Source organism: Corynebacterium pollutisoli, assembly GCF_900177745.1.
In the GTDB taxonomy this organism is placed as follows: Bacteria; Actinomycetota; Actinomycetes; order Mycobacteriales; family Mycobacteriaceae; genus Corynebacterium; species Corynebacterium pollutisoli.
This window is the reverse complement of record NZ_FXAR01000002.1, coordinates 208,465-228,294: the sequence shown is the minus strand read 5'-3', so window position 1 is coordinate 228,294 and position 19,830 is coordinate 208,465. Positions and strand designations below refer to the sequence as shown.

Sequence of the window (19,830 nt, the reverse complement as noted above, 5' to 3'; positions counted from 1 at the left end):
GACTCTAGTGACCGCGGATGGCGGTGTCCTCCATCATCTCGACGTCGTACTGCGAGATCTCTGCGGCGGGGACGGTGCGCAGGTCGCCGTGGAGGTCCTCGCACTCGAAGGCGGCGTCCGGGTCCTCGGACTCCATCACGGCGCGCAGACGCTCGACGTTGTCCACCTCGGGCAGGCCGTTCTCGTCCTTCTCCCTGGACTGGGCGCGGAAGTAGAGGGTCAGGTCCTCGATGGTCTTGACGGTCAGCACGTTCATACGCATGCCGCCGAGCGTACATGTGCGGTGCATCACATGCAGGGCACGGGAAAGCGCCCTCTCCCGGGTGGGGAAAGGGCGCCTGTCGTCTGGACTACTTCTGCTCGCCGGACTCCGCGTCCGGGTCGGTGACGTCGTCGACGGTCTCGTCGTTGATCGGATCGTCGGTGTCGACGGCCTCCTCACCGGTCACGTCATCGGCGATCTCGAACTCGCCGGCCTCGTCCTCGGCGGCCAGGCGGTGCTTCTCTAGCTGCTCGTCGAGGGAGCCCAGCAGCTCCTCGTCGCGCTCGGACACGCCCTCCTCCGGGGAACCCGGGGTGGTGGTGGAGTAGACGAGCTTCGACTCGGTGGCCGGTGCCTCACCGCCGGAGAAGTCCTCGACGCGCGGCGGGGTGTCGCCCGGTGCCTGCTGCTGGCGGGTGAACCAGTAGACGGCCCCGCCGATGGCGGCGATGAGCAGGGTCGCCAGGCCGGCGAGGCTCCAGTTGCGGCGGCACTGCGCCTTCTTCGCGCGCTTCCGCGCCGGGGTGTTGTCGGCGACCTTGGCCAGGCGCTTCTTGGCGGCGTCGAGGCGCAGGTGGGCTGCCTGGGTGACGTTGCCGGCCTCCCGGCGGCTCTCGTCGAGAAGCTCCTCGCCGCGGGAGCGCAGACCGTCGATGTCGACGCGGTCGGCGGCGTCGGACAGCAGATCGTAGGCCTCGCGGGCCTTCTTCTCGTTGTAGTCCTTCACTCGCTCGCGGACGGTGGAGAAAGCATCCAGCAGCATCTTGATGGTGGCGGGGTTCACGGTGTGCTCCTTCGGGTTGATCTGTCTGCCCTCCAGCGTAGCGACGAACATCCCCTGTGCGCCCGGATTAGCCGGTGCGGATCCTGCGAACCATGCTGGGAAAACAAAAGTGGACAGCTTGGTTCATTTTGGGCCGAAAAATCGGCCTTCGGACGGAATTATATTCATGCCCTGGTAGGGTGGTTGGAGCAGGTCACAGCCGTAAGCCAACATCATACCTTTGGAAAAATTACCCGCCGCAAACCATTGGCTTGCTACATTCACAGCCACTTGCCCAACGGGACGCCGCAGAGGAGGACACCACGATGAACGCAGCCGCGCCGCACCACAGCGCCAAGCGTCGATTCTCCGCCTCCGCCCCGTTGGACACCTTCGATCCCGAGGAGAGCCGCCAGGTCCGCGTCCCCGAACGCACCTCCCTGTCGTTCGAGGTCATGCCCCCGCGTCACGACGCCGACGAGGCCACCATCGACGCCCTCCTCGCCACCCTGCAGTCCTACAACCCGGACTACATCTCCGTCACCAGCTCCCGGAACTCCGGCTGGCTGGAGGGCACCGCCCGGTTCATCGAGAAGATCACCGCCTCCACCCGCATCCCGACGCTGGCCCACCTGGCCTGCACCGCCGGGACCCGCGAGGAGCTCATCGGCTGGATCAACCGCCTCATGGACTCCGGCGTGCGCGGCCTCCTCGCCCTCCGCGGTGACCTCGCCGAGGGGCAGACCGAGATGCCCGCCGGCTACCTGCCGCACGCCACCGACCTCATCAACCTCATCCAGTCCATCGAGGACGACCAGGTCGCCCGCTTCGGAGCCGGCCGCCTCGCCATCGGCGTCGCCGCCTACCCCAGCGGCCACGAGGAGTCCGCCAACATGGACGAGGACATCGACGTGCTGCTCACCAAGCAGCGCCTCGGCGCCGACTTCGCCATCACGCAGCTCTTCTTCGACGCCGAGGACTACCTCCGCTTCGCCGAGCGCGCCCGCCTCGCGGGAGTACGCATTCCGCTCATCCCCGGCATCATGCCGATGACATCCGTCGCGAGACTGCACCGAATGGGACAGCTCTCCGGGCTCACCGTCCCCGACCGGCTCATCCGCCGGCTGGAGGCGGCAGGCCCGGAGAGCGAGTACCAGACGGGCCTCGACCTCACGGCCGAGCTCGCGCAGACCATCCTGGCCGCCGGTGCCGGGGGGATGCACGTGTACACGTTCAACCGGCCGGACACCACCACCGAGCTGCTGGACCGCATCGGAATCGTCCCCCCGACCACCGGGTGAGGGCCTCCCTCCCAGCCGCACATTTCACCGATTAACTTCCTGAGTTCCCTGAAAGGCTCACCTCTCCATGTCTTCCTCCGCTTTCCCCACCTTCACCATCGAGGGCTACCCGCGCGTCGGCGCCAACCGCGAGCTCAAGAAGGCCCTCGAGTCCTTCTGGGCCGGTCGCATCGACGAGGAGACCTTCACCTCCTCCGCGCACTCCATCCGCGTCGAGAACTACGCCCGTCTGCGTGACCTGGGCCTCGACCAGGACTACGCCATCCCGGCCGACGTCGCCCTCTACGACCAGGTGCTCGAGACCGCCGTCACCGTCGGCCTCATCGGTGGCGACGCCGCAGAGATCGACCTCACCGAGTACTTCGCCCTGGCCCGCGGCACCGCCGAGCGCTCCCCGCTCGAGATGACCAAGTGGTTCGACACCAACTACCACTACCTCGTTCCGGAGGTCTCCGAGAACACCGTCATCACCCCGCGCCCGCAGCGCATCCTCGACATCGTCGCCGAGGCCAAGGCCGCCGGTCACGTCGTCCGCCCGTTCCTCGTCGGCCCGGTCACCCTGCTGGCCAAGTCCAAGGCCACCGAGGACGCCGGTGAGGGCTTCAACCCGCTCACCCGCCTCGCCGACCTGACCGCCGCGTACAAGCAGGTCCTCGCCGCCCTCAAGGAGGCCGGCGTCGAGTGGATCCAGCTGGCCGAGCCGGCCCTGGTCGCCGACCTCACCATCGCCACCGACCAGGAGCTGGCAGACCACGCCGCCGAGGTCTACAAGGAGATCCTCGGCGAGGAGAACCGCCCGCAGGTCCTCATCACCACCCCGTACGGTGCCCTGCGCGCCGGCCTCGACGCCCTCGTCGGTGCGCAGCCGGAGGCCCTCGCCGTCGACCTCGCCCCGGTCACCCTGGGCAACGAGAAGGGCTACGTCGAGCGCGTCGCGAAGGCCGTCGCCGGCACCGACATCACCCTCGCCGCCGGCGTCATCGACGGCCGCAACATCTGGGCCGCCGACCTGCGTGAGCGCCTGTCCGTGCTCGAGGAGCTGAAGAAGGGCGGCGTCGAGAAGCTCGCCGTCACCTCCTCCGTCTCCCTGCAGCACGTGCCGCACACCGTCGCCGTCGAGAAGAACCTCCCGGTCGACGTCGCCGGCTGGCTCTCCTTCGCCGACGAGAAGATCGGCGAGGCGAAGGCCCTGGCCGCCGCCATCGAGGGTGGCACCGTCGCCGCCGCCGACGCCTTCGCCCGCTCCGACCGCGCCGTGCGCACCCGCCGCGAGTCCGCACGCACCCACAACCAGGCGGTCCAGGACCGCGTCGCCGCGCTTCCCGACGGCCAGGTCGCCCGCCAGCCCGAGTTCGCCGGCCGCGTCGAGGCCCAGAAGGTCCTCAACCTGCCGCAGCTGCCGACCACCACCATCGGCTCCTTCCCGCAGACCACCGAGATCCGCAAGGCCCGCGCCGACCACCGCTCCGGCACCCTCACCGACGACCAGTACGTCGACGCCCTCAAGGACGAGGTCAAGTCCGTCATCGAGCTGCAGGAGCGCCTCGGCATCGACGTCCTCGTCCACGGCGAGCCCGAGCGCAACGACATGGTCCAGTACTTCGCCGAGCTCCTCGACGGCTTCGTCACCACCGAGCACGGCTGGGTCCAGTCCTACGGCTCCCGCTGCACCCGCCCCTCCATCGTCGTCGGCGATGTCTCCCGCCCGAAGGCCATGACCGTCGAGTGGGCCAAGTACGCCCAGTCCCTGTCCGAGAAGCACGTCAAGGGCATGCTCACCGGCCCGGTGACCATCCTCGCCTGGTCCTTCACCCGCGACGATGTGCCGAAGTCCGTCTCCGCCGACCAGATCGGCGTCGCCCTGGCCGACGAGGTCGCCGACCTCGAGGCCGCCGGCATCGACATCATCCAGATCGACGAGCCGGCCCTCCGCGAGCTGCTGCCGCTGCGCGAGGAGGACCGCCCCGCGTACCTCGACTGGGCCGTCCGCTCCTTCCGCCTCGTCTCCCTCGACGCGAAGCCGACCACCCAGATCCACACCCACCTCTGCTACTCGGAGTTCGGCCAGATCATCGACGCCGTCGCCGCCCTCGACGCCGACGTCACCTCCATCGAGGCCGCCCGCTCCCGCATGGAGCTGCTCGCCGACCTCGACGAGTCCTTCCACTCCGAGATCGGACCGGGCATCTGGGACATCCACTCCCCGCGTGTCCCGGATGTCGCCGAGCTCACCGAGCTCATCAAGGCCGCCCTGGTCAACGTGCCGACCGAGCGCCTGTGGGTCAACCCGGACTGCGGCCTGAAGACCCGCGGTTACGAGGAGACCGAGCAGTCCCTGCGCAACATGGTCCTCGCCCGCGACCTCGTGGTCGAGTCCCTGTAGTACCTGCGTGAACGCTGCGGGCCCGGTTCCACCTCAGGTGGGGCCGGGCCCGTGGTGATTCACAGCGGCATCTGCTGATTCCTGGCGATGGAATGCACCGCCAGTTCCGTTCTGCGCGTGACCCCGAACTTCCTCATCAGATTGCCCACGTGATACTTGATGGTGTTGGCGGACAGGTGCAGCTGAACGGCGATTTCAGCGTTGGTCATCCCCCGCGTGACCAGAGTCAGCACGTCCCGCTGGACATTGGTCAGCCCGTCCAGCCGGGCAAAGCTGGTGCGGGGCTCATCCAGGGGGAAGACGATGCTGAGCACCGATCCCCATCCGGCGGTGGACTCCATGTCCCAGTGTCCACCGGTGCGCTGGATACGTTCCGACACCTGCCGGTAGATGTCGTCCGAGCGCTCCCGTCCGCCGGCACCGTCGTCGCGGAACTCCACCAGCAGATTTGTCCCGTCACAGTCCCACTTGATCCGCACGCGGGACACGTCATGGTCCTCCAGGCTGATGAGGACCAGTAGGCGGACCACCTCCCGGGCGGCCTCGGCGACGGAGACCGGAAGAGCGCGCCCGTCCTCGGGAGGGGGCACCAGGTCGAACGTGAGCACCTCATGCCGGACGAGCGTCGCCAGTTCATCCTCGAGCTCCCGGAACGCCGAATCCACCGGTTCGATCCCACCCCTGGGCTTCGGCCGCTCGTTTCCCAGCACCAGGATCCCGTCGGAGGCGATCCGTTCAGCCTCCACGCGGGCCGCCTGGTCAGACAGGGTGCGCGACCGCAGGACCGCGAGCACCGACTGCAGCAGGATCATCGGCGTCTCGGAGTTGGGGACGGCACCATCCTGCGCCGAGCTGACTGATGTCATGACCGCTACCCTACCAATCCGGGTAGTCGGACTGCCCTACCTGGCGATCATGCCCACGCGGTGAAAGGCCTAACCTTGGGGTGCATGCAGAAGATTCTTCACCCGAGGGCCATCACCCATTAAGGAGGACGCCTTGAGCACAACCGTCACCGGAATAATCTCCCGGGAGAAGGGGGCACCGGTCGAGCAGACCGACATCGTCATCCCCGACCCGGGACCCAACGACGTCATCGTCAATATCCAGGCGTGCGGCGTGTGCCACACCGACCTGGCGTACCGCGACGGTGACATCGCCGACGACTACCCCTTCCTCCTCGGTCACGAAGCCGCCGGCATCGTCGAGACCGTCGGCGACGCCGTCACCCACGTCGAGGTCGGGGATTTCGTCGTCCTGAACTGGAGGGCCGTGTGCGGTGAGTGCCGCGCCTGCCGCAAGGGCGACCCGAAGTACTGCTTCAACACCCACAACGCCTCCCGCAGGATGACCCTGACGGACGGCACCGAGCTGACCCCGGCCCTGGGCATCGGTGCCTTCGCCGAGAAGACCCTCGTCCACGAGGGCCAGTGCACCAGGGTCAACCCCGACGAGGATCCGGCCGCCGCCGGCCTGCTGGGCTGCGGCATCATGGCCGGCCTGGGCGCCGCCGTCAACACCGGTGAGATCAAGCCCGGGGAGTCCGTCGCGGTCTTCGGCCTCGGCGGCGTCGGCATGGCCGCGGTCGCGGGCGCGAAGATCGCCGGGGCGACCACCATCATCGCCGTGGACATCGACCCGAAGAAGCTGGACTGGGCCAGGGAGTTCGGCGCCACCCACGTCATCGACTCCTCGCAGCTCACCGGCGAGGGCGAGGATTCGGAGGTCGTCGCCAGGATCCGTGAGATCACCGGCGGCTTCGGCACCGACGTCGCGATCGACGCGGTGGGGATCATGCCCACCTGGCAGCAGGCTTTCTACTCCCGCGACCACGCGGGCCGCATGGTCATGGTCGGCGTTCCGAACCTCACCTCGCGTATCGACGTCCCGGCCATCGACTTCTACGGCCGCGGCGGATCCCTGCGCCCGGCCTGGTACGGCGACTGCCTGCCCGAGCGGGACTTCCCGCTCTACGTGGACCTGCACCTGCAGGACCGCTTTCCACTGGACAAGTTCGTCTCCGAGCGCATCGGCCTCGGCGACGTGGAGGAGGCCTTCGACACCATGAAATCCGGCGACGTGCTGCGTTCGGTGGTGATCCTGTGATGACCGGCCTTCGTATCGACCATGTCGAGACCTCCGGAAAGTTCATCCTCGACGGCGGTGAGTGGGACGTCGACAACAACATCTGGATCGTCGGCGACGATTCCGAGGTGTTCATCATCGATGCCGCCCATGACGCTGCCCCCATCATCGAGAAGGTGGCCGGCCGCAGGGTCAGGGGCATCATCTGCACCCACGCCCACAACGACCACATCACCGTCGCCCCGGAGCTGTCCACGAAGCTCGACGCACCCATCTACGTCCATCCCGGCGACCAGATGCTGTGGGACGAGACCCACCCGGGTCTCGCCCATGAAGATCTCGCCGAGGGTCAGGTCTTCCAGATCGCCGGCACCGACATGCAGGTGCTCAACACCCCCGGACACTCTCCCGGATCCTGCTGCCTCTACCTGCCGGAGGCAGACGAGCTGTTCTCCGGTGACACTCTCTTCCAGGGTGGCCCGGGTGCAACGGGACGTAAGTACTCCTCCTTCGACACGATCATCGCCTCGCTGCAGAAGTCGGTCCTCGACCTGCCCGCGGAGACCGTCGTGCGCACCGGCCACGGCGACCACACCACTGTCGGTGCCGAGGCACCGCACCTCGAGGAGTGGATCAGGCGCGGCTACTGAGTCCGCTGTCACCTCACCCGGCGGCACTTTCGCTAGACTGGCCGCCATGACCAACAAGACCGCAACTGCGACTCTGCACACCAACCGTGGCGACATCGTCATCGAGCTCTTCGGCAACCACGCCCCGGCCACCGTCGACAACTTCGTCGGCCTGGCGGACGGCTCCAAGGAGTACTCCACCGAGAACGCCTCCGGTGAGAAGTCCGGCCCGTTCTACGACGGCGCCGTGTTCCACCGCGTCATCGACGGCTTCATGATCCAGGGCGGCGACCCGACCGGCACCGGCCGTGGCGGCCCGGGCTACATGTTCGCCGACGAGTTCCACCCGGAGCTCCAGTTCGACCGTCCGTACCTGCTGGCCATGGCCAACGCCGGCCCGGGCACCAACGGTTCCCAGTTCTTCATCACCGTTGTCCCGACCCCGCACCTGAACAACCGCCACACCATCTTCGGTGAGGTCGTGGACGAGGAGTCCCGCAAGGTCGTCGACGCTATCGCCACCACCCCGACCGACCGCATGGACCGCCCGAACGACCCGGTCATGATCGAGTCCGTCACCATCGCCTAGAGTTCCACCCCCGCTTTGGCCCGCGCGTCGCTTGTCGACGTCGCGGGCCTCGCCGATTCCGGGAAGATGTCACTGTGACCATCCTGCGCCGCTGGTGGGCCGACGCCCCCGCCACCACGTTCTTCACCGCCGCCGCCGTCATCGTCTATGTCATCACGGCGGTGGAGTCCCGCTCGCTGATGGACAATCTCCACGCCTCCGAGCTGGGCCGGGCCTGGTTGCTCTACGGCCCCGAGGTGTCCACGGGCGGGCTCGACCGCCTGCGTGCACTGGGGGCGGTGTTCCTCCACATCGATTTAGGGCATGTGGCCATCAACAGTTTCCTGCTCATGCTGGTGGGGCGGGAGATCGAGAAGTTCGCGGGGACGGCGCTGTACGGGGCGGCGTTCCTGGCCGGGGGCATCGGGGCGAGCGCGACGGTGCTGTGGATGGACTGGGCCCAGCCGACGGCGGGCGCGTCGGGGGCGCTGTTCGCACTCATGGTGCTGCTCGTCGGGGTGGCGCGGGTCCGGGGCGGGGATCTCCGGGCACCTCTCACACTCGTGGCGGTGAACGTGGTGTACACGTTCCTGGCACCGTCGGTGTCGCTGTGGGGGCACATGGGCGGCCTGTTCGCGGGGGCGGCGATGGTGTTCTTCTTCGTCCACCGGGACCACCGCGTGCGGTGGGTGGGCGTCCTCGCAGTGTTGGCGGCATCGTGTGCCGCGGTGCTCGCTGTATGATCTGTGATTCGAAAGTTATCCACAGGCTGGGGATGGATCTGTGGAGAGTGTGAAGAATCTCTCCTTCCCCGGGTTCTCCCCAGACTGTGGATAACTGTGTGGACAGTTTTCCCCACCTGCGCAGATGTTCGAATCTCCTGGGGAAATGCCACGTCGACGGGGTGGGGGACGATTCTTCGGGTGTGTCATTCGAATAGTGACATCCATGTAACTATCCACAGTGTGGATAACTCCTGTGGATGAATCCGCGGGGTGTGGACCGGTGGATAAAACGGTGGAATCCGGGGCGCTGCTGGGGATAACTGGGGATAACTGGGGATAACTGGTCCGGTTGTTCACAACCGCCACACGCGTCCCGATGTCCACGGCAGTCGCCCTTCACAACCTTGGCACGACGCCGGCAGGTCGATCATCGTGCAGTAGTGGGATTCTGCAGGCCCGCCAACGGCACTACTGCACGATGATCTACCCCCGCCGCACAAAAAAGACCACCCCGACCGCAACGTCTGCGGCCGGGGTGGTGGCACCCGCGGATGGAGGAGTCTGAGGAGCTAACGCCATCCCATGGTCATGAGCAGACCCAGGACGAAGAGGCCGAAACCGATGGCGTAGTTCCACACGCCGAGCTCGACCATGAAGGGGATCTGGTGCCCGGCGAGGTAATTGACCACCAGCCACAGCAGGCCCAGGAGCATGAGCCCGAACATGAGGGCCTTGTACCAGACGGGCGTGCCACCGGTGTTGATCTTCACCGGGGTGCGGTTGGCACTCGAGGTGGAGGCGGGGATGGCATTCCGGGTGATCTTTGCCTTGGGCATCGTCAGGGCCTTTCAACGGGGTGTCAGGGTGGGTCTAAGAGTAGCAGCGCGGGCTCATCGGCGACCGAGGAGGCCGTCGAGGGGACCCGGGGCGGGTTCGGCGGCGGGCGCCCCCGCGGGGTCGGGGAGGAAGACACTGACGTCGAACTCCCACAGGCGGAGGGTGACCACGGAGTCCCTGCGGATCTCGGTGCCGGCGGCGGGGTCGGTGGCGGCGGTGAGGTCTTCGTCGACAAGCGCACCGGTCTTGACCGGTTCGCCGATCCGCAGTTCCCCGGCCCAGCCGGCGTCGACGAGGACGGCCCGGGCGTCGGCCTCGGTGCGGCGGCTGAGGTCGGGCATGGTGATGATCATCCCGTTGGACACCTCCATGCGGACGACGGTGCCGCGGACGACCTGGGCACCCTCGTTTTCCACGCTGAGCACGTGGCCCTCCGGTTCGGAGGAGTCGACCATGGTCACCTCCGGGGTGAAGCCCAGGCTGGTGAGCGTCGCCTCCGCCTGCTGCACCTGCATGCCGGACAGCGCGGGGATGCGCACGAGCGCCGGGCCGGTGGACACGGTGATGGTGACGCGCGATCCCTTGGAGATCTGCGACCCGGCCGGCGGGCTCTGTTCCATGATGCGGCCGGCGGTGATGGTCTCGGAGCTGGCCTCGATGACCTGCTGTTCCAGGTGGAGGTCGACCTCGGCGAGTGCCTCGGCGGCCTCGGCGGGGGTGAGCCCGGTGACGTCGGGGACGTCGGTGATCTCCCGCCCGCTGGAGACGGTGAGGGTGACGGAGGTGCCCTTCTGCAGCTGCGATCCGGCGGTGGGGTTGGTGCGGATGACGGTGCCGCGGGGGATGTCGGGGGAGGGCTCCTCGTTGACGTCGACGCGCAGCTCGAGGGCCTCGAGCCGGGCGGTGGCGTCCTGGCGGGCCAGGCCGGTGACGTCCGGCACGGACACCATCTGGGCGACGGCCTGCTCGTCGTCTCGTGTAATGTCCCACACGAACGCGCCGCCGATGCCGAGCGCGAGCACGGCGAGCAGCGCGGCGAGCCACGCCATCCACCGGTTGCTTCGCGACGCCCCCTCCTCGTCCCGCACCACCGGGGTCACCGTGGTGGGGGAGTCGTCGGCGGGCGGCTGTTCCTCGGCGATGTAGTGGCGGGCGGCCTCGGTCACCGCGTTGCGGGACAGCCGCTCGAGGTCCTCGCGCATGGCGGCGGCGGACTGGTAGCGGTCCGCCGGATGCTTCGCCATGGCGGTGAGCACGACACCGTCGACGTTGATGGCGGCGGTGGGGGACAGGGCGTCGATAAGCGAGGACGGGGCCTCCGGATCTTCCTGAACATGCTGGTAGGCGACGGCGAACGGCGACTCGCCGGAGAACGGCGGGCGGCCGGTGACCGACTCGTAGAGGACGCAGCCGAGGGCGTAGACGTCGGAGCGGGCGTCGGCGGCGCGGCCGCGCGCCTGCTCGGGGGAGAGGTACTGGGCGGTGCCGATGACCGCCGAGGTCTGCGTCATCGCCGAGGTCGAGTCGTCGAGGGCGCGGGCGATGCCGAAGTCCATCACCTTCACCTCACCGGTGTTGGTGATCATGATGTTCGCCGGCTTGACGTCGCGGTGGATGATGCCGGCCTCGTGGCTGTGCTGCAGGGCCTCGGCGACGGGGATGAGCACCTCGGCGGCGCGCGCCGGGCTCATCGGGCCGTCCTCGCGGACGATGTCGCGCAGGGTGCGGCCGTGGATGCGCTCCATGACGATGTAGGGGACGTCGATGCCGTCGACGACGGTCTCGCCGGTGTCGAAGACCGCGACGATCGCCGGATGGTTGAGGCGACCGGAGTTCTGCGCCTCCCGGCGGAAACGCTCCCGGAAACTGACGTCCCGGGCCAGCTCCAGGCGGAGCATCTTCACGGCGACGCCCCGGCCGAGGAGGGTGTCCTCCGCGGCGAAGACCTCGGACATGCCGCCCGTGCCGATGATCTCGGCGGTCTCGTAGCGGTCACCGATCAGCGTCATCAGTTACCTCCGTTGGTCAGGTTCCCCAGGTCCTCGAGAAGCTGATCCAGTTCACCCGGGGTTCCCCCACCATTATCCGGGGGCGCGGGCTGTTCCGGCTGCACCGGGTCCGGCGTGGTCTCCGGTGTCGGCTCCGGTTCCGGCTCGGGCTCGGGTTCCGGCTCCGGGGTGGGCGTGATCCACTCGGTGACGGTCTCCGGGGGCTGCTCCGTGGTCGGCTCCGCTTCCGGGGTGGGGGTGACCCACTCGGTGATGATCTCCTGCGTGGTCGGCTGCTCGCTCGTCACCGGTGCGGGGTCGGTGCCCTCGAAGAGGCCGGCCTGCCACGCCAGGTACATGCCGCCGCCGAGCAGCGCCGCGATGAGCACCGCGAGCAGCAGGCCGGTGGCGAAACCGCCGTCCCGCTGCGGCTGCACGGCCGGGCGCTGCGCCGGGGGACGCGGCGGGGGCGCGATGGTCTGAGCCGGGCGGATCGTCGTCGGGTGCGTGACCTGGCCGAGCATGCGCGTCGACTCGGTCGGCGCGGGCTCCTGCGCAACCCGTGTCATCGCCGCCGAGGCCGGCTGCGGGGGACGCTTGCCCAGGCGCACGGCGGAGACGGCGAGGGCCAGTTCGTTGCCGTCCGCGAAACGCTGCGTCGGATCCTTGCGCAGGGCGATGCCGATGAGCTCGCGGGCCTCGGCGGACACGGATGTCGACAGCGGCGGCGGGGACTGGCTGATGTGCGCCAGCGCCACCGACACGGAGGAGTCGCCGACGAAGGGGCGCTGCCCGGCGAGCATCTCGTACCCGACGACGGCGAGGGAGTACACGTCGGACGCCGACGTGACCTCCTTGCCCTGCGCCTGCTCCGGGGAGACGTACTGCGCGGTGCCGACGACCATGCCGGTGCGCGTCAGCGGCACCGCGGCGGCGGCCTTGGCGATACCGAAGTCGGTGATCTTCACCTGGCCGTTCTGCGTGATCATGAGGTTGCCCGGCTTGATGTCGCGGTGCACCAGGTCCATGCGGTGGATGATCGACAGGCCGTGGGCGGCCTGCTCGAGCACGTCGAGGACGAGCGCCTCGTCGAGCGACTTCTCCCGCGCCAGCAGATCGGCGAGGGATTCGCCACGCACGTACTCCATCGCGATGAAGCAGAACGTGTGGCCCGCGGGATCGGGGATCTCGCGGTAGTCGTAGGTGCGCACCACGTTGTCGGAGTCGATGAGCTCCGCCGTCTCCGCCTCATTGCGGAAGCGGGTGAGGAACTCCCGGTTGTCCGAGAACTCCGGGCGCAGGATCTTCAGCGCGACCTCGCGGTCGTGGACGGTGTCGTCGGCGAGCCACACGGTGGACATGCCGCCGTGGCCGATGATCCACTGCAGGCGGTAGTCGTCGCCGATGAGGTTCTGGAGCCGTTCGCGGCCCTCGATGTCGGCCATCACGCACCCCCTGCCGCATCCAGCACCGCGCGGCCGACCGGAGAGGCCACCCGGCCGCCGGTCGCGCCGGTGCCCATGCCGCCGCCGTTCTTCACGACGACCGCCACCGCCACATCACTGTCCGGCAGGTACGCGACGTACCACGTGTGCGGCGGGGTGCCCTCGTCGCCGTGCTCGGCGGTACCCGTCTTCGAGGCGATGCCCGCCCGCCCGCCGGCGGTGTTGCGCTCCGAGGCGAGCATGAGCTCCTCGAGCTGCGCGGCCACCTCCGGGGAGACGGCCTGGGTGACCTCCTTCGGGTCGGCCGTGCGCAGCTCGCGCAGGTCCGCACCGGTGATCTTGTCGACGACGTACGGTTCCATCCGGCGTCCGTCGTTGGCGACGGTCGCCGCCATGATCGCCGCCTGCAGCGCCGACATGGTGACGTCGCGCTGGCCGATGGCGCTCTGGCCGAGGGCGGCGTCATCCGCGACGTCGCCCAGCCCGCCCGGGGAGGTGGGTAGGCCGAGGTCGTGGTTCTCGCCGACGCCGAAGGCCTCCGCGGTGGAGCGGAAGGCGTCGGTGCCGACGTCGACGGCCATCTGGACGAAGGCGGTGTTGCAGGACAGGGCGAACGCGGTCTCGAGGGAGACCTCACCGCCGCCGGCGCACGCCTGGCCGCCGTAGTTCGTCAGCGTCGTCGTGGTGCCGGGGAGGGTGATCTCCGGGGCGCCGGTGAGCTGCGAGTCGGCGGAGTAGCCGTTGGTCAGGCCCGCCGCGGTGGTGATGATCTTGAAGATCGACCCCGCCGGCAGGGTGTCCTGCGTGGCGTGGTTGATGAGCGGGTTGCCCGGGGCCTGTGTCACCTGCTCCCACGCCTGCGACGCGGTGGCGGGGTCGACGAGGGCGTTGGGGTCGTAGCCCGGGGAGGAGGCCAGCGCCAGGACGGCACCGGTCGACGGACGCAGGGCGACGACCGCGCCCTCGTAACCGTTGCCCGTGAGCTGCTGGTGCGCGACCTGCTGCATCTGCGGGTCGAGGGTCAGCTCCAGGTTGGCGCCGGCGGTCTCCTTCCCGGTGAGCGTGTCCATCCACCGGGAGGTGAACAGGCCCGGGTCGGTGCCGTTGAGCACCTGGTTGTAGGAGGCCTCGAGGCCGGAGGCACCGTACTGGTCGGAGAGGTAGCCCGTGACGGGCACGAAGGCCGCCGGATCATCCGAGGGGTAGGAACGCTGGTAGAAGCCGTCGCCGTCCTGGGAGGAGGAGGCGAGCACCATGCCGCCGGTGGCGATCTGCCCGCGCGGGATGGACTTCATCTCGTAGAAACCGCGCTGGTTGAGCGGGTTGTTGGCGTACTGGTCCTCCCGGAAGGCCTGCACCCAGGTGAGGTTCACCAGGAGCACGAGGATGAGCAGGATGGCGAACGCCGAGGCGAAACGCAGGGAACGATTCATCGGACGGCACCACCCTGCGCCTGGAAGAGATGGGTGCCGGGGGCGGCGTCGGCAAGCGCGGGATCGTCGGCGGGGCGACGGGCCGAGTGCGAGATGCGCAGCAACAGGCCGAGGAGGATGTAGTTCGCCATGAGCGAGGAGCCGCCGGCGGACATGAACGGCGTGGTCAGGCCGGTCATCGGCATGAGCGCGGAGATGCCCGCGGTGACCACGAACACCTGGATCGCGATCGTCAGCGACAGGCCGCCCGCGACGAGCTTGCCGTAGGTGTCACGCACCTGCAGGGCAGCGCGGAAACCACGGGTGACCAGCAGTGCGAAGAGGATGAGCACGGCGGCGATCCCCACCAGGCCGAGCTCCTCCGCGACGGCCGCGAGGATGAAGTCCGAGTGCGCGACCGGGACGATCTCCGGGTGACCCTGGCCCAGTCCGGTACCGGTCACCCCACCCCAGGACATGCCGAACAGGGCCTGGGACAGCTGGTAGCCGGTGGAATCGTAGTTGGCCACCGGGTCGAGGAAGTTGGTCACGCGGTCCTGGATCTTCGCCGACACCTGGTACACGGCGGTGCCGCCCGCGGCGACGAGCATGACGCCGATGAGCAGCCACGACGCGCGGCCGGTGGCCAGGTACACCATGCCCAGCACGGTGGAGAACAGCAGCAGCGCGGGGCCGAAGTCGTTGGACGCGGCCATGATGAGGATGGCGATCGCCCACACCATGAGGATCGGCGCCAGGTCACGCAGACGTGGGAAATCCAGGCCCAGGAAGCGGTAGCCCGCGATGTTGAACAGGGCGCGCTTGGACGCCAGCAGCTGCGCGAAGAAGAGCAGCAGGAGGATCTTGGAGAACTCGCCCGGCTGGACGGAGAACGGTCCGAGGGTGATCCAGATGCGGGCGTCGGCGTTGATCGACGTCGGCCACACCAGCGGCAGGGCCAGCAGGATGAGGCCCAGCAGGCCGAGGAGGTAGGAGTACTTCGACAGGTGTCTGTGCTCGCGGACGATGAACAGCACGCCGATGAGCAGGACGATGCCGACCAGGGTCCACATCACCTGGCGGGAGGCCAGCGACGAGCCGCTGGCGATGTCCAGGCGGTGGATGGTCACCAGGCCGATGCCGTTGAGCAGGGCCGCCACCGGCAGCATGAGCTGATCGGCGTGTGGGGCGGCGAAGCACAGGGCGATGTGCGCCAGGGAGAACACCACGACGAAACCGCCGATGAGCTGCAGCATGTCCGTGGACAGCGCGTTGCCCTGGGAGAGTTCCAGGCTGGCGAGCATGACGGTGAGCACGATCGCGGCGAGGATGAGCAGACCGAGTTCGGTGCGACGGGCCATGAGACGCGACATGTCACTTCACCTCCCGGCAGTTGATCCCGGGGCGGGTGAGGTCGCCGTTGTCGGACTCGTCGGCCGGGGTCTCCCGGTCGATGCACACCGGCAGGGCCTGCGACGCCAGGCGGCGCAGCTGCTGGGTGACCTCGTCGTAGGAACCGCCCTCGAGGCCCTCCACCTGGGAGCGCACCGACTGCGGCAGGTCCTGCAGCTCGAAGGGGGAGCAGTCCTCGGTGGACCCCATGTCGACGAGGGTGAGATCCCCGTCCTCGTTGAGGCAGGCCTCCTGGTAGGGGGTGTGGAGGTCGCGGCCGAAGATGGAGTAGTCGACGCCGTGCTCGATGACGAGGTGGTCGTCGGCACCCGTGGTGATGAAGTAGTTGTCGTTCACCGCGGTGCGCGCCCACCAGCCGCCCAGGGCGAGCCCGATGAGCAGCACCAGGGAGAGGATCAGTGCGGCGAGGCGAAACCTTCCTCGGCGACCCGAGGCATCACCTGCCGGAACGGCAGCCACCTCCTGCGCGCCCGACGGGGCCTGGCGGGCACCGGTGAGCGGCTGTTGCGTGATCTCCCCGTCGGGGGAGATCGTCTTCGGCTGACGGGAGAGCAGGGCGGCGCGGCCGGCGGAGGTGTCCGGGTGGGTGTTCTCCTCGACCTCGCCGAGCAGGGCGCCGGCGGTGACCGGGGTGGAGGGCAGGGCGGCGCGGGCGGCGTCGTCCAGCTCGTCGGTCTCCACGACATCGGCGACGACGACGGTGATGTTGTCCGGGCCGCCGGAGCGCAGGGCCAGCTCGATGAGGCGGCGGGCAGCGTCGGCCGGGGTGCCCTCGGAGAGGGTCTGCTCGATCGTCGAGGCCGTGACCGGGTCGGACAGGCCGTCGGAGCACAGCAGGATCCGGTCGCCGGGCCGGGCGTCGAGATCGCGCAGCGTCGGCTCCACCGGGCGGCCCGTGTAGGCCTTGAGGATGAGCGACTTCTGCGGGTGCGAGGACACGTCGGCCGGATCCAGCTTGCCTTCGTCGACCAGCGACTGGACGAACGTGTCGTCCACGGTGATCTGCTCCAGGGCACCCTCGCGCAGGCGGTAGCCGCGGGAGTCACCGACGTGGATGAGGCCGAAGGAGCGGCCGTTGAACATCAGCGCCGTGAGCGTGGTGCCCATGCCGTCGGTCTCCGGATGATCCCGGATGGCCTGGGCGATCTGCCGGTTCGCGTCGTCGGCGACGCCGCCGAGGAGGGCGAGCATGTCGTTGTCGTCCGGGTCGGCGTCGAGACGCGCGAGATGGTTGACCATGAGCTGGCTGGCGACCTCGCCGGCCGCATGCCCGCCCATGCCGTCGGCGATGATGAGCATGTTCGGCCCCGCGTAGGCGGAGTCCTCGTTGTTGCCGCGGACGAGACCGCGGTCGGAGAGTACGGAGTAATTCAGTTTGAGACTCACGGGACCAACCTCACTGTCGTCCGTCCGACCCTGATGTCGGTACCCGTACCGACGCGTTCAGGCTGGTCAATGCGGTATCCGCCGACGTAGGTGCCGTTGCGGGAATCCAGGTCCTCCACGAACCAGTCCGAACCACGGCGGAAGAGGCGGGCGTGGCGCGCCGACGCGAAATCATCGCCCAGCTGGAACGTGCAGTCCGGGCTGCGGCCCATGACCACCTCCTCCAGCGTCGACACCGCCATGTGGGAGCCCTTGAGCGGGCCGTCGATGACGGCCAGCTGCTTCGCCGCTTCTCGACGCCCCGGGGTCAACGTCCCCTTCCGGGGTGCGGCCGGAACCGGCGCGCCCGGCACGGCGTCGGCCGTGACCAGGTCACGCCGCATCGCGCGCACCGCCATGAACACGAAGAACCACAGCAGAACCAGCAGCACGATCTTGAAGACGAGCAGAACCAGCGAATCCATGCGTCACCTCCGCGCCGTCGTCGAGGAGCGGGTCGGATCGACGATACGGACCTCGATGTGGGAATGACCGACGGTGATGACATCGCCGTCGGCAAGCAACCAGTTCTCCACGGGAGTGTCATTGACGGTCGTGCCGTTCGTCGACTGCAGATCGACGAGCACCGCATCCTGCCCGTCCCACGTGATCTCCGCATGCTGGCGGGACACACCCGTGTCCGGCAGACGGAAATCCGCGTCGTTCGACCGGCCGATGATGTTGGAACCCTCGTTGACCAGGAACGTACGGCTCGAACCGTCCTGCAGCAGAAGAGTCACCACCGGGTCCTGCGGCATCTCCGTCAGCTCGGTGGGCACGTCCTGCTGGTTCATGGAATCCTCCTGGTTGTGGTCGCTGTCCCGGTCGGTGTCCGTGCTGTCCGTGGTGATCGCCTCGAAACCGCTGCTGTCCGCCGGATCATCATCCCGGTACGACGACACCCGCAACTGCCCCGTGTGCAGCCCCGATTCCTCGGCGATACGGACCACCATCGGCCCGCTCGTGCTCCACGTGCGGTTACGGCACCACCGGGTCAGCTGATCGGCGAACCCCGCCGGCAGATCAGTACTGCCCTGCGAGAGGTTCTCCAGATCTTTCGCCGACACACCCACCACGTACACATTCGGGGCGTACACCACGCCGTCATCGACGACGAGATTGTCCTCCGCCTCCTGCTTCAACAGCTCCTCGATCTCCGCGGCGACGACCTTCCCGCCGAAGACGAGAGCGAAGCCGTTGTCGAGGCCGCGCTGCAAAGCGCTGTCCAACCGGGCGAAACGGGCCATGATCGACATGAGATGCGGCCTCCTTTCCGAGGTGATCCAGGCTGACGGGGTGACCGGGTAATCTGTAAATCGCGCGGGGCGGTGACCCTCGCGCGCATGACAGGCACCAGTATAGGGTGCGCACGCGCGGAAAACGTACCCGCGAAGCCGGGGAGCAGCGTGGCACTCCTGCCCCTCCAGGCCTCGGAAACAGGGATCTACCTGCTGATTTGGTTAAACCGGCCGGGTGCGTGTTATCTTGTACTAGTCCACACGGCGGGTAACCCGCTGGACCACCACCCGCCCGGGTGGCGGAATTGGCAGACGCGCTGGCTTCAGGTGCCAGTGTTCGCAAGAACGTGGGGGTTCAAGTCCCCCCCCGGGCACAATTCTTTTCAGGGTCTTCCACCGTTATCGGTGGGAGGCCCTGATTTTTTCGTTGATAGACCTTTGTCGGGTTGATGAGGAATTCGGCGAGGATGATGCCGGTGGTTTTGTCCACGACGGTGATCCCGGGGTGGTCGAGTTCCTGCCTGGCCCGGCCCCAGGTGACGGCGCCCATGGGCCTTTGCCTGGTGCTGTCTGTCGTCGTGTCCCGGGTCAGCGACACGGCGCCGGTCAAAGATCAGCGGGGAAAGGCGGAAAAGAATACACCGAGGCCTGTGTTTCCTGACGGAAAACAGCCTTCGCGGGATGTTTTGCCGCGTGGCCGGCAGTCCTAGAAGTAGATGCCGTGATTGGCGAACCACGGAATCGGATCGACCGGACCGGAACCGGCCGGGTGGATCTCGAAGTGCAGGTGGGAACCGGTGGAGAAGCCGAGGTTGCCCATGCCGGCGATGTGCTGGCCGGCGGAGACGCGCTCGCCGACGCCCACGTTGAGGGTGGACATGTGGCCGTAGACGCTCATGGAACCATCGTCATGCTTGATGCGGATCCACTGGCCGTAGCCGGAGGCCGGGCCGGAGTTGATGACGGTGCCGGCCATGACGGCGTAGATCGGGGTGCCGATGGCGTTGGCGATGTCGATGCCGTTGTGCATCGTGCCCCAGCGCGGGCCGAAGCCGGAGGTGAAGGTGCCCTCCGCGGGGCGGACGACGGAGGGGGCGGGGGCGAGGTGGCCGATTCCGGCGGCAGCGGCGACCTCGTTGACGATGTTGCCGCCGGAGGACATGGCGGCGAAGTCCTGGGCGTTGGCGGTGGTGGCGCCGGCCAGGCCGGTGGTGGTGACGGTGCCGGCGACGACGGCACCCAGTGCGAGGCGGCGCTGGAGGCGGGAGGCGGTGCTGGGCTTGCGGTGGCGTCCGATGTAGCTCACGGGTTGATGCTTCCTAATCAGAGTAAACAATCTGGGGAGACGGCTTTGTA

General features: G+C 68.2%; 19 protein-coding genes and 1 tRNA gene. 7 read left to right on the top strand and 13 right to left on the bottom strand.

Going from position 1 to position 19,830, the window contains the following annotated elements; all coding sequences use genetic code 11:
- Positions 1 to 4 precede the first annotated feature (4 nt).
- Both B9Y70_RS04430 and B9Y70_RS04425 read right to left on the bottom strand, forming a co-directional pair.
- Positions 5 to 262, bottom strand: a complete 258-nt coding sequence (locus B9Y70_RS04430; protein ID WP_143337516.1) for a hypothetical protein — start codon at positions 260 to 262, stop codon at positions 5 to 7.
- Between the two features lie 88 nt (positions 263 to 350).
- Complete coding sequence (locus B9Y70_RS04425) at positions 351 to 1,046, bottom strand: hypothetical protein (protein WP_143337515.1); 696 nt, start codon at positions 1,044 to 1,046, stop codon at positions 351 to 353.
- Between the two features lie 305 nt (positions 1,047 to 1,351).
- On the opposite strand from B9Y70_RS04425, the gene B9Y70_RS04420 reads away from it, so the two are divergent.
- Both B9Y70_RS04420 and metE read left to right on the top strand, forming a co-directional pair.
- Positions 1,352 to 2,326, top strand: a complete 975-nt coding sequence (locus B9Y70_RS04420) for a methylenetetrahydrofolate reductase (protein WP_085549043.1) — start codon at positions 1,352 to 1,354, stop codon at positions 2,324 to 2,326.
- Positions 2,327 to 2,393: 67 nt separating this feature from the next.
- Positions 2,394 to 4,709 (top strand): 5-methyltetrahydropteroyltriglutamate--homocysteine S-methyltransferase, encoded by a 2,316-nt coding sequence (gene metE, locus B9Y70_RS04415; RefSeq protein WP_085549042.1) that lies wholly within the window; start codon positions 2,394 to 2,396, stop codon positions 4,707 to 4,709.
- Between the two features lie 59 nt (positions 4,710 to 4,768).
- Here the strand turns inward: metE and B9Y70_RS04410 are convergent, their stop codons facing one another.
- Positions 4,769 to 5,575, bottom strand: a complete 807-nt coding sequence (locus B9Y70_RS04410; RefSeq protein ID WP_085549041.1) for a helix-turn-helix transcriptional regulator — start codon at positions 5,573 to 5,575, stop codon at positions 4,769 to 4,771.
- A gap of 133 nt (positions 5,576 to 5,708) precedes the next feature.
- On the opposite strand from B9Y70_RS04410, the gene B9Y70_RS04405 reads away from it, so the two are divergent.
- The 4 genes from B9Y70_RS04405 (at position 5,709) to B9Y70_RS04390 (ending at position 8,734) form a co-directional block, all read left to right on the top strand.
- Complete coding sequence (locus tag B9Y70_RS04405) at positions 5,709 to 6,815, top strand: S-(hydroxymethyl)mycothiol dehydrogenase (protein ID WP_085549040.1); 1,107 nt, start codon at positions 5,709 to 5,711, stop codon at positions 6,813 to 6,815.
- The gene (locus tag B9Y70_RS04400; protein ID WP_085549156.1) at positions 6,815 to 7,444 is read left to right on the top strand and encodes an MBL fold metallo-hydrolase; all 630 of its coding nucleotides are present in this window, start codon (positions 6,815 to 6,817) and stop codon (positions 7,442 to 7,444) included. The genes B9Y70_RS04405 and B9Y70_RS04400 overlap by 1 nt, the downstream gene beginning before the upstream one ends.
- 46 nt (positions 7,445 to 7,490) lie before the next feature.
- Positions 7,491 to 8,012: a peptidylprolyl isomerase gene (locus B9Y70_RS04395; protein ID WP_085549039.1), complete on the top strand. Its 522-nt coding sequence runs from the start codon at positions 7,491 to 7,493 to the stop codon at positions 8,010 to 8,012.
- Between the two features lie 74 nt (positions 8,013 to 8,086).
- On the top strand, positions 8,087 to 8,734 hold the full coding sequence (locus B9Y70_RS04390) for a rhomboid family intramembrane serine protease (protein ID WP_143337514.1): 648 nt from the start codon (positions 8,087 to 8,089) through the stop codon (positions 8,732 to 8,734).
- Positions 8,735 to 9,285: 551 nt separating this feature from the next.
- On the opposite strand, the gene crgA is transcribed toward B9Y70_RS04390, so the two are convergent.
- Genes crgA through B9Y70_RS04350 form a run of 8 tightly spaced genes read right to left on the bottom strand, consistent with a single transcriptional unit; the run spans position 9,286 to position 18,492 of the window.
- Complete coding sequence (gene crgA, locus B9Y70_RS04385) at positions 9,286 to 9,552, bottom strand: cell division protein CrgA (RefSeq protein WP_085549038.1); 267 nt, start codon at positions 9,550 to 9,552, stop codon at positions 9,286 to 9,288.
- Between the two features lie 54 nt (positions 9,553 to 9,606).
- Positions 9,607 to 11,562, bottom strand: a complete 1,956-nt coding sequence (gene pknB, locus B9Y70_RS04380) for a Stk1 family PASTA domain-containing Ser/Thr kinase (protein ID WP_085549037.1) — start codon at positions 11,560 to 11,562, stop codon at positions 9,607 to 9,609.
- On the bottom strand, positions 11,562 to 12,986 hold the full coding sequence (locus B9Y70_RS04375; RefSeq protein WP_085549036.1) for a serine/threonine-protein kinase: 1,425 nt from the start codon (positions 12,984 to 12,986) through the stop codon (positions 11,562 to 11,564). Before B9Y70_RS04375 ends, pknB begins: the two co-directional genes overlap by 1 nt.
- The gene (locus B9Y70_RS04370) at positions 12,986 to 14,419 is read right to left on the bottom strand and encodes a penicillin-binding transpeptidase domain-containing protein (RefSeq protein ID WP_085549035.1); all 1,434 of its coding nucleotides are present in this window, start codon (positions 14,417 to 14,419) and stop codon (positions 12,986 to 12,988) included. Before B9Y70_RS04370 ends, B9Y70_RS04375 begins: the two co-directional genes overlap by 1 nt.
- Complete coding sequence (locus B9Y70_RS04365) at positions 14,416 to 15,771, bottom strand: FtsW/RodA/SpoVE family cell cycle protein (protein WP_085549034.1); 1,356 nt, start codon at positions 15,769 to 15,771, stop codon at positions 14,416 to 14,418. The genes B9Y70_RS04370 and B9Y70_RS04365 overlap by 4 nt, the downstream gene beginning before the upstream one ends.
- 1 nt (position 15,772) lies before the next feature.
- Positions 15,773 to 17,197 (bottom strand): PP2C family protein-serine/threonine phosphatase, encoded by a 1,425-nt coding sequence (locus B9Y70_RS04360; RefSeq protein ID WP_240309128.1) that lies wholly within the window; start codon positions 17,195 to 17,197, stop codon positions 15,773 to 15,775.
- On the bottom strand, positions 17,194 to 17,661 hold the full coding sequence (locus B9Y70_RS04355) for an FHA domain-containing protein FhaB/FipA (protein ID WP_085549033.1): 468 nt from the start codon (positions 17,659 to 17,661) through the stop codon (positions 17,194 to 17,196). Before B9Y70_RS04355 ends, B9Y70_RS04360 begins: the two co-directional genes overlap by 4 nt.
- A 3-nt stretch (positions 17,662 to 17,664) precedes the next feature.
- On the bottom strand, positions 17,665 to 18,492 hold the full coding sequence (locus tag B9Y70_RS04350; protein ID WP_085549032.1) for a DUF3662 and FHA domain-containing protein: 828 nt from the start codon (positions 18,490 to 18,492) through the stop codon (positions 17,665 to 17,667).
- 272 nt (positions 18,493 to 18,764) lie between these two features.
- Here B9Y70_RS04350 and B9Y70_RS04345 point away from each other — a divergent pair.
- A tRNA-Leu gene (locus B9Y70_RS04345) sits at positions 18,765 to 18,848 on the top strand.
- On the opposite strand, the gene B9Y70_RS04340 is transcribed toward B9Y70_RS04345, so the two are convergent.
- Positions 18,830 to 19,024 carry a hypothetical protein gene (locus B9Y70_RS04340; protein ID WP_143337513.1) on the bottom strand — a complete coding sequence of 65 codons (195 nt, stop codon included), beginning with the start codon at positions 19,022 to 19,024 and terminating at the stop codon, positions 18,830 to 18,832. The two genes, B9Y70_RS04345 and B9Y70_RS04340, sit on opposite strands and share 19 nt — an antisense overlap.
- Before the next feature lie 156 nt (positions 19,025 to 19,180).
- A complete protein-coding gene (locus B9Y70_RS04335) occupies positions 19,181 to 19,780 on the bottom strand; it encodes a M23 family metallopeptidase (RefSeq protein WP_420838430.1) in 600 nt (199 codons plus the stop codon).
- Between the last annotated feature and the right edge of the window lie 50 nt (positions 19,781 to 19,830).

What these genes read in the sequence shown, in the direction of transcription:
- B9Y70_RS04340 (WP_143337513.1), bottom strand. Translation starts at nt 19,024, where the DNA reads ATGGGCGCCGTCACCTGGGGCCGGGCCAGGCAGGAACTCGACCACCCC.
- B9Y70_RS04395 (WP_085549039.1), top strand. Translation starts at nt 7,491, where the DNA reads ATGACCAACAAGACCGCAACTGCGACTCTGCACACCAACCGTGGCGAC.
- B9Y70_RS04410 (WP_085549041.1), bottom strand. Translation starts at nt 5,575, where the DNA reads ATGACATCAGTCAGCTCGGCGCAGGATGGTGCCGTCCCCAACTCCGAG.
- B9Y70_RS04370 (WP_085549035.1), bottom strand. Translation starts at nt 14,419, where the DNA reads ATGAATCGTTCCCTGCGTTTCGCCTCGGCGTTCGCCATCCTGCTCATC.
- B9Y70_RS04375 (WP_085549036.1), bottom strand. Translation starts at nt 12,986, where the DNA reads ATGGCCGACATCGAGGGCCGCGAACGGCTCCAGAACCTCATCGGCGAC.
- pknB (WP_085549037.1), bottom strand. Translation starts at nt 11,562, where the DNA reads ATGACGCTGATCGGTGACCGCTACGAGACCGCCGAGATCATCGGCACG.
- crgA (WP_085549038.1), bottom strand. Translation starts at nt 9,552, where the DNA reads ATGCCCAAGGCAAAGATCACCCGGAATGCCATCCCCGCCTCCACCTCG.
- B9Y70_RS04400 (WP_085549156.1), top strand. Translation starts at nt 6,815, where the DNA reads ATGACCGGCCTTCGTATCGACCATGTCGAGACCTCCGGAAAGTTCATC.
- B9Y70_RS04420 (WP_085549043.1), top strand. Translation starts at nt 1,352, where the DNA reads ATGAACGCAGCCGCGCCGCACCACAGCGCCAAGCGTCGATTCTCCGCC.
- B9Y70_RS04430 (WP_143337516.1), bottom strand. Translation starts at nt 262, where the DNA reads ATGCGTATGAACGTGCTGACCGTCAAGACCATCGAGGACCTGACCCTC.
- B9Y70_RS04365 (WP_085549034.1), bottom strand. Translation starts at nt 15,771, where the DNA reads ATGTCGCGTCTCATGGCCCGTCGCACCGAACTCGGTCTGCTCATCCTC.
- metE (WP_085549042.1), top strand. Translation starts at nt 2,394, where the DNA reads ATGTCTTCCTCCGCTTTCCCCACCTTCACCATCGAGGGCTACCCGCGC.
- B9Y70_RS04355 (WP_085549033.1), bottom strand. Translation starts at nt 17,661, where the DNA reads ATGGATTCGCTGGTTCTGCTCGTCTTCAAGATCGTGCTGCTGGTTCTG.
- B9Y70_RS04350 (WP_085549032.1), bottom strand. Translation starts at nt 18,492, where the DNA reads ATGTCGATCATGGCCCGTTTCGCCCGGTTGGACAGCGCTTTGCAGCGC.